Origin of the sequence: Saltatorellus ferox (assembly GCA_007751475.1) — a bacterium.
Taxonomy (GTDB): domain Bacteria; phylum Planctomycetota; class UBA1135; order UBA1135.
Map to the genome: position 1 here is coordinate 951,715 of CP036434.1, position 13,214 is coordinate 964,928.

The window sequence follows — 13,214 nt, forward strand, 5'->3', positions numbered from 1 at the left end:
GCTCCGCCATGTCCCATCGCCATCCTTCCTGCCATTCCGTGACCGTCGCCGTGGCGGCGATCTTGCTGCCCGCATCCGCCTTCTGCCAGCTCAGGCCCGCGCTCCAGTTTTCCGATCAGACGGCTTCGGCTGGTTTGAATCACGTCTACAGCTGTGAGCCCGCGCTTGCCGGCATGTGCGAGATGACCGGCGCCATCGCCGTGGGCGACTTCAACGCGGACGGCTGGCCTGACCTCTTTGCCCTCGGTGGCTCGGGCGGCGCGCCGGATGCCCTCTATCTCAATCAGCAGGACGGCACGTTCGTCGAAGTCGGTGCCTCGTGGGGCGTGGCTCGTCAGCATGCTGGCCAGGGAATTGCGATCGCTGACGTCGACGGAAACGGCCTCGACGACATCTACGTCACGAGCCTTGGCAACCCTTCGCAACCGGCGGTGGGCCAGCACCTCCTGTACCTCAACCAGGGCGGTCACTTCTCCGAGGTGGCGCACGCGATGGGGGTGTCGACGTCGGCCACCCAGGTGCCTGACGGCTTCAGTGCCACGTTCGGCGACATCGATCTGGACGGTGACCTGGACCTGTTCGTGGCAGGCTGGACGAGCGGCGCCACGCTGGCGGCGCCGGGGAACCGTCTCTTTCGCAACGATGGGGGAACGTTCGTCGATGTCTCGGGAATCGCGATTCAGATTCCGGTCTCGACCCGCGGATTCAGCCCGACGTTCGCGGACATGGACGGGGACCGCTTCCCCGAACTGCTGCTCTCGGCCGATTTCGGCACCAGTCGTTACTTCGTCAATCGCGGCGACGGAACGTTCGACGACCGGACGGCCGTGGCAGGCCTCGGGCTCGACGGGAACGGCATGGGCAGCGCGGTCGGCGATGTCGACGGCGACGGCGATCTCGACTGGTACGTCACGTCCATCAAGGGTCCGGTGACCCCGAGTATCCCGGGCACCGGTAACAAGCTCTACGAGAACCTCGGAGCGCACCAGTTCCGCGACGTTTCCGTCGCCGCCGGCGTCGATGCGGGTCACTGGGGGTGGGGTGCGGTCGCGATCGACCTCGATCTCGATGGCGACGTCGACCTCGCCGAGGTCAACGGCTTCTCCCAGGGCGGCTACGACTCCGACCCGACCTGTCTCTGGCGCAACGACGGCCCCCTCCACTTCACGGAAGTCGGCGCCGTCGCTGGATTCAACCTGGTGGGCAACCACCGCGGGCTCGTGTCCCTCGACTACGACCTCGACGGAGACATGGACCTCGTGCTTACGGAGTCCAGCGGCGCCGTGACCCTGATGCGGAACGACCTCGTCGCCGGTCCGGGCGCAGGCTGGATCCAGGTCGTCCTCGACACGGGCGCCCGTCCGGATCTCGCTCCGTCGGGCCTCGGTGCCACCGTTCAGGTGGAGACGCGCGGCCAGGTCTGGAAGCAGACGCTCCACGGCGGAACGTCGTACCTCGGTCGTTCCGAACTCGTCGCGGCGTTCGGTCTTGGGGCATCGCGGCACGTGGACCGCGTGACCGTGACCTGGCCGGACGGCCAGTCGACGGTGATGCGCAACCTGGCAGGCTACCAGCGGATCACGATCCGTCCGTGACCCGCCTCCGCAGGCCGAGGACGTCCAGCTTGACCGCGGCGCCCGCGTGACCTGCCTTGGCGGCGCGCCGGAGCCACGCGACGCCCTCGTCGCGGGAGCGCTCGACGCCCTGTCCGCGGACGTACATCAGTCCGAGGTTGTATTGCGCGGCGACGAAGCCCTGCTCGGCCGCGAGGCGCATCCAGGCGGCGGCCTCGACCGCGTCGGCGTCGAAGCGCTCCTCCGATGTGCCGAGGAAGGCGAGCGCCAGACTGGACTGCGAGAGTGCGTCGCCGTCGTTCGCGGCGGCCGAGAGCCAGGTCTGCGCGGTGGCCGGGTCCTTCTCGACCCCGACGCCCGCGTGGTACATCCAGCCGAGCACGAGCTGGGCGTCGGCGTCGCCCTGACGGGCGGCCTGCTCCAGCAGTTCTGCGGCGCGGTCTTCGTCGCTCGCGGACCGCTCACCTCGCATCATGATCATGCCGAGCCGGGTCATGGCAGGCGCGTCTCCCTGGTCGCTCGCGCGTTCGTACTCCCGACGCGCGGCCGTGGTGTCCCGGTCGCCACCGAGACCTTCCTCCAGCATCTGCGCATGGATCCGCTGGGCCTTCGCGAGTCCGTCGTCGGCCGCCCGCGCGAAGAGTTTGCGGGCGCGAACGAGGTCGCGGGGAACGCCTGCGCCCTGGAGATACAGGACGCCGAGGTTGCTCGTGGAGAGCGTCGAGCCAGCGTCCATGCCGCGCTCGAACCAGCGGCGCGCCTTGTCGTGTGATCGCTCCACACCCGCACCGTTGTGGTACATGAGCCCGAGATTGGTGCAGGCCTCCGGGTGACCCTGGTGCGCGCTCAGGAGGTACCACTCGTGCGCTTCCAGGAAGTCCTGCGGCACACCGCGGCCTTCTTCGAAGAGCGTCCCGAGAAAGAACTGAGCGTCCGCGTCTCCCTCTTCCGCGAGTGGCGCCCACGTCTGCGCGGCGCCCTGGTAGTCGTGTCGGTCGTAGGCGTTGAGCCCCGATTGCGTCGTGCCGCAGGCCGAGACGAGACCCAGGAGCATGGCTGCCCCGAACGAGCGCGTCGAGCGTAGGGCGCCAGGTCCGAAGCGGCGGAATGGATTCGACGTGGAGGGCTGTGAGACGCGCATGGGGCATCTATCGACGTCCCCGGGTACGCGTTCCTGAGCCCCGGAGTGTTAAGGCTGCAGGCTGTCTCGCACTGACCCATCTGGCCCCGGAACGGCGACCTCAGCGGCTCCTCCTACCGTCGATCTGATCGACGCTGAGGGTGTACTTCAATGGGTATGACCGAACAGGCCTGGATCCGCCATCTTCTTGTCCATACGCGGCGACGAGAGATCGAGCCGCACTCCCTTCGACATCCAGATGACCCCAGGGTCCTGAATCCTCATGTTGAACTGCATTCGCTCCTCACGCTCCTCCCTCTCGACGATCGCGGCTCCCGTCCTCGTCGGTTTCGCCGGGCTGGCTGCTACCGGATCGGTCGCCCAGGCCGACGTTCACGTTCGGGCAGAGCATCCTTCGCATCAACACCGGCTCGGGCGATGATCTCGTGGTCCTGAACGTCGGTCCGGATCCTGGCCGCGTCCAGGTGACCGGCGCGAGCAGCGGGACGGAGACCTTCACCGGAGTCCGCGCGATCGTGGCGATGACCGGCGCTGGCGAGGACACGTTCCGGGTGACGGGCGCTTCTCCCTACCTCCCGCGGCTGTTCCTGGACACAGGAACCGGCGAGTCCGAGGTGCTGATCCAGTTCACCTACACGTCTTCGCCCTTCTTCAGCCGCAACTCCGCGGGGATCTTCTTCCAGGGCGGCGACGAGGAAGATGATCTCGAGATCCTGCTCGACGCCGCGGACGTGCCGCTGCTCGCCGTGGTCGACGCGACGCTCGGGAACGGCATCAACGCCCTGGACCTCACCTTGACCACCCTGGGCGACGACACGGACGCCGAGGGCATCGTGATCGCCTCGGGCGGCAGCGGGCAGGACACGATCGAGCTGGACGTCGGTTCCCTCAACTCCCTCTCGGCGGTCGCCAACCTCTCGGGCAACCTCGGCGGTGGCAACGATCGCGTGTTCACCGACGTCGAGTCCCGGTTCAGCGGCGCGTCGACCCTGGTCACTTCGCTGGATCTCGGAGCGGGCAACGACTCGTTCCGAATGGACGCCGACGGCGCCGACGTCTTCCTCGGCGGCACCATCGACGGATCCACGGGGGCCGATCAGTTCCAGCTGCGCCCGGAGACCGGCCTCATCGGCGCTCTCACCGTGGAGGCCGGCGCTGGCAACGACACGATCACGATGGTGAGTCGCCGGGACAACGCCTCCGCGTCCCAGCTCCGTGGCGGCGACGGCGACGACACCGTCGAGGTTCGAGTTCTCTCGGGCAGTCAGGTGACGGATACTTCCAGCGATGGTGGACCGGGGTTGGATACCTTCCGGGGGATCGGTGCTCGGTCGAACTTCGAGATCATTCAGTAAGGGGGCGCTCCCTCTTCCTGTCCGGCGAATCGGTGGGGGGGCCTTATCTCCTCGCTTCTTGCGGCGATAGATTGTCCATCATGGGTCCGCTCAACTATCACCACCTCCACTACTTCTGGACCGTCGCGAACGAGGGCGGGATCGCTGCCGCTTCGCGCCGGCTCCACGTGGGCAGGGCCTCGATCAGCGCACAGATCAAGTCGCTGGAGACGTCGATCGGTGCGGCACTGTTCGAGCGCCGCGGGCGGCACCTCGACCTGACCGACACCGGGGCGCTCGTCCTCGAGTACGCCGAAACCATCTTTCGAACCGGAGAGGAGCTCAGGGACGTCCTGGGCGGGCACTCTCCGGTTCGAACTCGTCCGCTGCGAGTGGGCGTCGTCGATGCGATGATGAAGCTGGTGGCGTTCCGCAGCCTGGAGCCGCTCCTCGAGCTGGAGGAGCCGGTCCGGATTCGCTGCGTCGAGGGCTCCTCCTCGGCGTTGTTCGGCCAGCTCGCCGTGCATGATCTCGACCTCGTTCTCTCGGACGTGCCGCCGCCGACCGGGGCGGGCCTGCGCGTTCATACGCGGACGATCGATGACTCCACCGTGAGCGTCTTCGCGGTTCCGAAGCTGAAGCGCAGGCTGGCCAGGGCTTTTCCTGACTCGCTGGAAGACGCTCCGCTGCTGCTGCCGACGAAGGCCAGCGCGCTTCGACGCAACGTGGACTCCTGGATGGTGGAGCGCGGGATACGCCCCCGGCTGGCCGCGACGTTCGACGACAGTGCGCTGCTCAAGGTGTTCGCCGAAGCGGGCCACGGAGGCATGGTCGGCCCGACGAGCATGGCTGGCGAGATCAAGACCCGCTACGGGCTCCACCTCGTGGGGGAACTCGAGGGCCTTCGCTCGCACTCGTACGCCACGCTCCCGGCGCGCCGGTACATGCATCCGGCACTCGACGCTCTACCGGCCTTCCAGTGAGGAGCGGCCCGTCACGCGCCGAACGCGGCGAACCAGGCGTCCACCGAGGCGGCGACGTTGGCGAGTTCTGACTCGACGAGCGTTTTGCGGAGGTCGTCGCGACGCTGCACGGCGGCCTGGTCGCCCAGTCGCGCGGCGATCTCGTACCACATGAGCGCGGCCTGGTGATCCTCTTCGACACCGAGGCCTCGGAAGTGGAGGAGGCCGAGGTTGCGCTGCGCCGAGGGGATCCCTGCGTTGGCGGCGGCGGTCAGCAGGGTCGCCGCGCGTGCCGGGTCCTGGGGCATCGTTTCCGTCCCGCGGGCGAGCATGGCGCCGAGCTGAGCTTGGGCCTCGCGGTGATTCTGGCTCGCGGCCAGCTCCAGCCAGGCCGTCGCCTGTACCTCGTCCTGCGGCACGCCGCTGCCGCGCTGGTACGCGGCGGCGAGGTAGAACTGTGCGGGGGCGAAGCCACGGTCGGCGGCCTTCCGGAAGTTCGCCGCCGCCGCCTCCGGGTCGGCGGGGAATCCGCGGCCGACGGCCTGCATTCTGCCGAGCGCGCAGATCGAGGAAAGGACGCCCTGGTTCGCCGCCTTCTCCAGCATCCGATAGGCCAGCACATCGTCAGAGGTCGCGCTCCGCCCTTCGAGCAGGATGAGCCCGAGGTTGTTCATCGCCCGGGCGCTCCCCTGCTCCGCCGCCAGACCGTACCAGCGGACGGCCTCTTCGATGTCAGGCACCACGCCGCTCCCCTGCTCGTAGAAGACGCCCATCGAATACTGGGCCGAGACCGAGCCTGCTTCGGCGGCCATGCGGTACCACTTCACCGCCTCGGTGGGAGAGGCCTCGACGTTGCGTCCGTCGTAGTAGCTGGAGCCCAGCTCGAGCATGGCTCGCACGTCACCGGCCTGCGCCCGCGCCTCCATTTCTTCGATAGCCTTTCGGACCTCTTCCGCGTCCGTGCTGAAGCGGATCCGGTCGCGTTCCGGGCTCGATTCGCAGCCGCTCAGCAGGAAGGCCGACGTCAGGGGAAGCGAAGCGGAGAGAAGCGCGAGGGTGGAAACAGCGAGCCGTTCGGCTGAGCGAAAGCGAGGTGCCATGGGCGAGTTGTATCAGGTCCGGGAGGCCCCATGGGGAGGCCGACCAGGCCTGACCCCCATGTAATTCTCGTCAACCGAGGAGAGCTTGTCGCACCTCGCCATGGACGTCCGTCAGGCGGAAATCTCTTCCTGCGTAGCGATACGTCAGGCGTTCGTGATCCAGACCGAGAAGGTGCAGGATCGTCGCGTTCAGGTCGTACACGCTGAGCGGGTTCTCCACGATGTTGTAGGAGAAGTCGTCCGTGGCGCCGTAGGTCTGGCCCGCTTTCACGCCAGCTCCTGCCATCCACATCGAGAAGCACCGCGGGTGGTGGTCGCGGCCGTAGTTCTCCTTCGAAAGAGCGCCCTGACAGTAGGTGGTGCGGCCGAACTCGCCGCCCCAGATCACCAGGGTGTCCTCGAGGAGTCCGCGGTTCTTCAGGTCCTGGATCAGCCCGTAGCAGGGCTGGTCGATGTCTCTGCAGTTGTTCCCGAGGTCGGTGGGGAGGTTGCCGTGCTGGTCCCACCCTCGGTGGTAGATCTGCACGAAGCGGACGTCACGTTCGATCAGTCGTCGGGCGAGCAGGCACGACGCCCCGTAGGTTCCGGGGACCGTCGCATCCGGTCCGTAGAGGTCGAGCACGGACTGCGGCTCGTTCGAGAGATCCGTCAGGTCCGGCACGGCGGTCTGCATGCGGAACGCCATCTCGTACTGTTCGATGCGCGCGCGGATCTCGGGGTCGCCGACTTCTTCGGCGCGCTCCTCGTTGAGCTTCGCGACGACGTCCAGCATCCGGCGCCGCATCTTGCGATCCACGCCGTTCGGGTTCTTGAGGTACAGCACGGGATCGCCGCCCGTGCGCAGCGCGACGCCCTGGTGCTCCGACGGCAGGAACCCCGAGCCCCAGAGTCGTTGATAGAGGGCCTGGGCCTCGGCGCGCCCCTTCCACTTCGGCGTCATCACGACGAAGCTCGGAAGGTCGCGGTTCATCGTGCCGAGCCCGTAGGAGAGCCACGCGCCGAAGCTCGGCCGACCCGGCTGCTCCGAGCCCGTTTGCATGAACGTGATCGCGGGATCGTGGTTGATCGCATCCGTATGAACGCTGCGTATCACGCAGAGATCGTCGACCATCTTCGCCGTCCACGGCAGCGTCTCGCAGACCTCGGTGCCCGCCTCGCCGTGGCGCGCGAAGTCGAACTTCGACGGCGCGATGGGGAAGCGGGTCTGGCCGGACGTCATCGTGGTGATGCGCTGGCCCTTGCGGATGCTGTCGGGGAGTTCGACGTCGAACATGTCGCGCAGCTTGGGCTTCCAGTCGAAGGTCTCGAACTGGCTGGGGGCGCCCGACATGCAGAGGTAGATGACGCGTTTGGCCTTCGGAGCGAAGTGGGGCCCGAGGACGCCCGGCGCGGCGGAGTCCTTGCCACCGAGGGCCAGCGCTCGCGGGCCGAGGATCGAGGCCAGCGCCGCGGTGCCGACGCCGGCTCCGACGCCGGTGGCGGCGCGACCGAAGAACTGGCGGCGGGTGAGGTGCGCGGCGCGCTCGGCGAGCGGTCCGTCTTGAAGAGGGTTCTGCATCAGTCGTTCGTGAGCACTTCGTCGAGATTCAGAAGGGTGCTGGCGACCAGCGTCCAAGCCGCGAGTTCGGCCGGGTCGAGCGCGCTGACCGCGTCCGGGAGCGGCAGCATGCCGACGCCCAGGAGGCCGGCGGCAGCTTCGGGATCGGCGCTGAACTCCGCCTGGAGTTCGGTCGCCAGGCCGGTGAGCGCGGCGCATTCCTCATCCGATGCAGGATGCCCCACGACGTGCTCGAAGAGAGCCTGCGCGCGCTGCTCCGGCGAGCGAGCGCCCGAACCCACGATGCCCGCGGCGATGAACTTCGCCGCCTCCACGTAGGTGGGATCATTGAGCGTCACCAGCGCCTGGAGCGGCGTGTTGGTCCGCTCGCGCTGAACGGTGCAGGTGTCCCGCATCGGCGCGTCGAAGGTCGTCAGGTTCGGGGGCGGCGCGGTTCGCTTCCAGAACGTGTAGAGGCTGCGTCTTCGCTGGTCGGCTTCGGGCCCGACCTCGTAGCGCACCGTGTTGCTGCGCGTGTAGCCGACGGCGAACCAGACGCCGTCGGGCTGGTACGGGCGAACGCCGGGGCCGCCCATCGACTCGTCGAGCATCCCCGCGAGATAGAGCGCCTGGTCGCGCAGGACCTCGCCGTCCAGTCGGTGCCGCGGGCCGCGCGAGACGAGGCCGCCGTCGGGATCGATCTCGGCGCGCTCCGGCGTCAGCACGGAGGACTGGCGGTAGGCCCTCGAGAGCGCGATCCGCCGGTGCATGGCCTTCATGTCCCAGCCCTCGTCCATGAAGGTCACGGCCAGCCAGTCGAGCAACTTCGGGTGCGTCGGCCACGCGCCCTGGGAGCCAAAGTCCTCGGGCGTGGAGACGATGCCTCGACCGAAGAAGTGCTGCCAGGCGCGATTGACCCAGACCCGTGCCGCCAGGGGGTTGTCGCGCGCGACCACCCAGCGTGCCAGCGCCAGCCGGTCCGCGGGGCCGTCCTGCGGCAGGGGCGGGAGGATCGCAGGCGTGGCGGGGCCGACCTCGTCGCCGAGCCGATCGTAGGCGCCGCGCATCTGGATACGCGCCATGCGCCGTTCGCTGCGCTCCCTGGAGACCAGCGTCGTCGGCAGAGCCTCCTGGAACGCCTCCACGGCGGCACGCGCGGCCTCGCGGTCTTCGAAGAGCTGCGCCCAGACCGGGTCGACGGCGCGGCGCGCGAGCACGTCGAGTTCGGCGTCGAGGCCCTCCGTTCCGTCGCCCGACCCGAGGAGCGCGAGGGTCTGGTCTGCGGTCAACTCGTTCTCTCCCGCGGCGTCCCAGAGGCGCCAGGAGAAACCGCTCGCCCCGCCCGTGTTAACGACCTTCACCACCAGCTCGTTCTGGCCCGGAACCAGGGTGATCGGCACGAGGTCCTGATCCAGGGCCACGGCCCGCGGCGTGCGGTTCTGGTGAATCAGCTCGCCGCGCAACCAGACCATCAGGCCATCGTCGCTTCCGAGCCGAAGCTGATACGCGCGCTCCTCCCTGGCAAACATCCGGAGGACGAGGTAGTGAACGCCGATGCCCGGCTCCAGGGCGTGCAGCGAGTCGGCCGTGAGGCGCGGCTCCGGCATCCACGCGACGCCTGGCGCGGCCTCGCCGAGAACGTCGAGGCCGGACGCGATGGCCTCCCGTGGGAGGAACGGCCGGACGTAGAGCCCCTCCGCGCTCTCGGCCTCGAAGTGAGCTCTCCACCAGATCCCCAGCCCCGGGGCGCCGCCCGCGTCCCCGCGCGTGCTGAAGGCGAGGCGGAAACGGGCGAGGGAGTGGCGCACGTGAACGTCGGAGAAGTGCATCCGAAGGCGCAGCCGAGTTCCGGATGGGTAGCCCACGGCGACGGCCGGCAGCAGCAGCGCGGAGCGATCCCCGTCGAGCCCGAGTCCGGCCCAGCCATTCTTCAGGCTGGGGTCCAGGAGCGACGCGACCGGCCAGCCCGTCTGGCTGTGCGTGGCGACGGCCTCTCGGATGGTGACCGGCCGGAACGGCTCGGAGCCATCCAGGGGCTGACTCTCCACCTCCAGGTACGACAGCACGAAGTTCTTGTTGTCCCCGCGGCCGGGGAGCGTCTCGCCGGGCGGCGCCAGGGCGTCGAGCCGGATGCCGTCCACCGCGCCCGAGGGAATCTCGAACTCCAGCTCGTACTGCGGCACGTCAGGGTTGGGACCCTGGGCGACGATCTCGCCGCTGACGCTGTCGATGACGAGTTCGGCGCCGCCGGTCGCTTCGGCGCGCGCCGGGCTCAGGACGCTCCAGTGCTGGAGAAGCTCGTCGCGCTGCTCCTGGATCCACGCGGCGGCGCGGGCCTCCAGCTCGGGGTTCGCAGCGCTCAGCTGGGCCTCGAGTTCGGCGGAGCGGGAGCGCAGCGTCTCCAGCTCGGACGAGGCGGCCGCGTCGAGCGCCCGAACGAACGGGCGCGGGTTCTCGATATTGCGATCCGATGCCTCCTCGTCGATCGAGTTGAAGAACGCGTACATCCCGTAGTAGTCGCGCTGGCTCAGCGGATCGAACTTGTGGTCGTGGCACTGGGCGCAGCCGAGCGTCAGGCCGAGCCAGACGGTGGCCGTCGTGTCCGCGCGATCCTTGGCGTAGATCGAGAGGTACTCCTCGGCGATCATGCCGCCCTCGGCGCTCGTCGGATTGCAGCGGTTGAAGCCCGACGCAATCTGCTGGTCGAGCGTCGCGTCGGGAAGCAGATCGCCCGCGAGCTGCTCCACGGTGAACTCGTCGAAGGGCTTGTTCTCGTTCAGCGCGCTGACGACCCAGTCGCGGTAGGGCCACATGCTGCGGCGGTTGTCGAGGTGCAGGCCGTGGGTGTCGGCGTAGCGCGCGGCGTCGAGCCAGGTGCGGGCCATGTGGACGCCGTAGCGCGGCGACGCCAGCAGGCGATCGACGGCCGCTGCGTAGGCGGTGTCGATGTCGGTGAGGTCGCAGTCGGTCAGGAACGCGGCGCGCTCATCGGCGCTCGGCGGCAGCCCGGTGAGGTCGAGGGTGACGCGCCGGAGCAGCGTGTAGGGATCGGCCTCTGGCTGGAGGTCGAGGCCGGCAGCCTGCAGCTTCTCCGCGACGAAGGCATCGATCGGGTCCGCGGTGAGGTAGCCGTCGACGGCGGGTGGGGCGGGGAGCGTGGGCGGGCGGAAACTCCAGTGATCCTCCCAGACCGCGCCTTGCTCGATCCAGCGCGTCAGCGTCCGGATCTCGGCGGCGTCGAGGGACTTGCCGGAGTCAGCCGGCGGCATGATCTCGTCCTCGGAGAGCGGCGCGATCCGGTAGATCAGCTCGCTATCCTCGGTGTTGCCCGGGACGACCGCGTGCCCGCCGCTCTTGAGCGCGGCCAGGGCTCCTTCGGGGGTGTCGAGCCTGAGACCGGCACGGCGGGTCTCGGGGTCAGGGCCGTGGCAGTGGAAGCAGTTGTCCGAGAGGATCGGGCGGACCTCACGGGCGAAGTCGATCCCGTCACTGCCCGGTGTTGCGCCAGCGGTCGGGCGACCAGCCGCCCGGGCACCTGAAGTCGGGTCACCTGAAGTCGGGTCACCCGACGTGGCGACGACGCCAGGCGCAGCGCCTGTCACGACGGAAACAGAAGCCAGAGCCACGAGCGCGAAGGGGAGTCTCGTCATGAACGACAGTTTATGGCCTTCCGGCGAGGGAAAGCGGTTCTTATGAACCCAGCACCTCATGAATGAACTGAATCGAGCCGACGAGGACAGCAAGCCGCCAGCCGGCGCTGAGCCCGTGACTGAACCCAAGGGAAACAAACCAGCCCCCGGTGCGCCTGATCTGCGTGGCACACGCCGTTTGCGCCCGGAGCCACGCGGTCGGATCGAAAGCCACGCCGTCGGGCTGCATACCTTTTTTACCCGTGACCTCTGGTCCCGCGAGCTGGCGTCCCTGCCGACGTTCCGTCGCTGGGGCTACGGAGTGGCGCGCGTCATCCACCTGACGATCACGAACTTCGTCAAGGATCGGTGCAGCTGGCGAGCCGCCGCCCTGACCTACATCACGGTTCTGTCGCTCGTTCCGATGCTCGCGCTCGGATTTTCGGTGGCCAAGGGGCTCGGCGCCTACGAGACGCTCCTGGCGGAGACGATCATCCCGTTCCTCGATTCGACCTTCGGGCCCGCGGATGGTGCGCCCACGGAACTCGAGGAGCTGGGCGTCACGTCGGCCAAGCCAGCTCCCACGCCAGAGGCCGCGCCAGCTGGTGAACAAGGCAGCGAAATCGGCGAGGACACGGCGGTCCAGGACGGCGACTCGTCGGCGGATCAGGAATCGGGAGACCTCGCCCCCGTGGACCCGGCTCGAGCGGAAGCCGACTTCGAGGAGGCGATCGAAGAAGGGCTCAAGGAGGAGTTCAAGCAGCAGGGCGGCTCCGAGGTTCGCCGCGCGATCGACACGGTGCTAGGCTTCGTCCAGAAGACGGACGTGTCGCGGCTCGGCGTGCTCGGCCTGCTGATCGTCGTCTGGACGGTGATTCAGCTGCTCGGTGCGATCGAGAAGTCGTTCAACGATATCTGGGGCGTCACGAAGTCGCGGAGCCTACCGCGCAAGCTGGCGGACTATCTCTCGACGATCGTGCTCGTCCCGCTCTTGCTCGTCACGGGAACCGGCATCCTGGGGCTGGTTCGAAGCGGCTGGCTCAATCAGTACATGGGAGGTGGTGAGGGGCCCGTTTTCGCCATCTTCGGCTCGCTGGCGCCGCTGACCGTGATCTGGATCGGGTTCGCCTTCGCGTACATTCTGATGCCGAACACGCGCACGCGCGTCACGTCGGCCCTCGTGGGCGGCGTCATCGGCGGCACGATGTGGCAGCTGTTCCAGTTCGCCCACCTCAAGCTTCAGGTCGGAGTCGCCAATTACAACGCGATCTACTCGACGTTCGCCGCGCTGCCGATCTTTCTCTTCTGGGTTCATTCGTCCTGGATGACGGTGCTTCTTGGGGCGGAGGCCGCCGCCGCGCACCAGAACCAGGCGCGCCACGGTCAGCTCGTCCGGAGTCGAAACTTCGATCTCGCGCTCAAGGAGACGATTGCATTGCGTCTGGCCGTGCGCGTGACGCGTGTCTTCCTGGCCGGTGGGCAGCCGCACTCCATGGATGACCTCGCGGTCGAGCTGGGCTGTCCGGAGCGGACCATCGAGGAGGTATCCCGCAAGCTCGAGCGCGCTCGGATCCTCGCGATCGTGGAGTCCGAGCCGGACGATCCCGCGCTCGTCCTCGCGTCGGATCCGGACCGCGTGCGTATGCAGCATGTATTCGATGCCCTGAAGGGAGACGCCCTCGATGCGCGGGATCTCCAGGAGATTGGCGCATTCGACGAAGAGGATGGCCCGTTAGGGGAAGCGTTCGGACGCTTCCGAAGGATGCAGGACCGCGCAGAAGAGAATCTGTCTCTTCGTGAGCTGGCTCGAACGGGAAACGGAACGGCTCTCCTCTCGGAGTGAGCGCGTTCTCGGATGCCAGGCGGATCAGGTTCCGCGTTTGGGTCCGCGCATATTCGATCCTCCGCAATCGTCCCGCAGCGCGTACCGTTCATGG

General features: G+C 68.1%; 8 protein-coding genes. 4 read left to right on the top strand and 4 right to left on the bottom strand.

What is annotated here, in order from left to right:
* Positions 1–8 precede the first annotated feature (8 nt).
* Entirely contained in the window at positions 9–1,595 is a 1,587-nt protein-coding gene (locus tag Poly30_RS03555) for a CRTAC1 family protein (RefSeq protein WP_145194646.1), read from the top strand.
* On the opposite strand, the gene Poly30_RS03560 is transcribed toward Poly30_RS03555, so the two are convergent.
* Positions 1,579–2,715, bottom strand: a complete 1,137-nt coding sequence (locus Poly30_RS03560) for a tetratricopeptide repeat protein (RefSeq protein ID WP_145194647.1) — start codon at positions 2,713–2,715, stop codon at positions 1,579–1,581. The genes Poly30_RS03555 and Poly30_RS03560 overlap by 17 nt on opposite strands.
* A 425-nt stretch (positions 2,716–3,140) precedes the next feature.
* Between Poly30_RS03560 and Poly30_RS03565 the strand changes: the two genes are divergently transcribed.
* A complete protein-coding gene (locus tag Poly30_RS03565; RefSeq protein WP_145194648.1) occupies positions 3,141–4,070 on the top strand; it encodes a hypothetical protein in 930 nt (309 codons plus the stop codon).
* An 80-nt stretch (positions 4,071–4,150) separates the two neighbouring features.
* Positions 4,151–5,032 carry a LysR substrate-binding domain-containing protein gene (locus Poly30_RS03570; RefSeq protein WP_145194649.1) on the top strand — a complete coding sequence of 294 codons (882 nt, stop codon included), beginning with the start codon at positions 4,151–4,153 and terminating at the stop codon, positions 5,030–5,032.
* A gap of 11 nt (positions 5,033–5,043) precedes the next feature.
* On the opposite strand, the gene Poly30_RS03575 is transcribed toward Poly30_RS03570, so the two are convergent.
* From Poly30_RS03575 to Poly30_RS03585, 3 genes are all read right to left on the bottom strand, one after another.
* Positions 5,044–6,111, bottom strand: coding sequence for an SEL1-like repeat protein (locus tag Poly30_RS03575; RefSeq protein WP_145194650.1), 1,068 nt, complete (start codon positions 6,109–6,111; stop codon positions 5,044–5,046).
* Positions 6,112–6,181: 70 nt separating this feature from the next.
* Positions 6,182–7,669: a DUF1501 domain-containing protein gene (locus Poly30_RS03580; RefSeq protein ID WP_145194651.1), complete on the bottom strand. Its 1,488-nt coding sequence runs from the start codon at positions 7,667–7,669 to the stop codon at positions 6,182–6,184.
* Entirely contained in the window at positions 7,669–11,298 is a 3,630-nt protein-coding gene (locus Poly30_RS03585; protein WP_419190911.1) for a PSD1 and planctomycete cytochrome C domain-containing protein, read from the bottom strand. The genes Poly30_RS03580 and Poly30_RS03585 overlap by 1 nt, the downstream gene beginning before the upstream one ends.
* A 115-nt stretch (positions 11,299–11,413) precedes the next feature.
* Here Poly30_RS03585 and Poly30_RS28085 point away from each other — a divergent pair, with 115 nt between their 5' ends.
* Positions 11,414–13,120 (top strand): YihY/virulence factor BrkB family protein, encoded by a 1,707-nt coding sequence (locus tag Poly30_RS28085; RefSeq protein ID WP_419190912.1) that lies wholly within the window; start codon positions 11,414–11,416, stop codon positions 13,118–13,120.
* Positions 13,121–13,214: the final 94 nt, after the last annotated feature.

Bases quoted from the DNA above. Each gene is read 5' to 3' on its own strand.
- Poly30_RS03555 (WP_145194646.1), top strand. From the start codon at position 9: ATGTCCCATCGCCATCCTTCCTGCCATTCCGTGACCGTCGCCGTGGCG.
- Poly30_RS03560 (WP_145194647.1), bottom strand. From the start codon at position 2,715: ATGCGCGTCTCACAGCCCTCCACGTCGAATCCATTCCGCCGCTTCGGA.
- Poly30_RS03570 (WP_145194649.1), top strand. From the start codon at position 4,151: ATGGGTCCGCTCAACTATCACCACCTCCACTACTTCTGGACCGTCGCG.
- Poly30_RS03575 (WP_145194650.1), bottom strand. From the start codon at position 6,111: ATGGCACCTCGCTTTCGCTCAGCCGAACGGCTCGCTGTTTCCACCCTC.
- Poly30_RS03580 (WP_145194651.1), bottom strand. From the start codon at position 7,669: ATGCAGAACCCTCTTCAAGACGGACCGCTCGCCGAGCGCGCCGCGCAC.
- Poly30_RS03585 (WP_419190911.1), bottom strand. From the start codon at position 11,298: ATGACGAGACTCCCCTTCGCGCTCGTGGCTCTGGCTTCTGTTTCCGTC.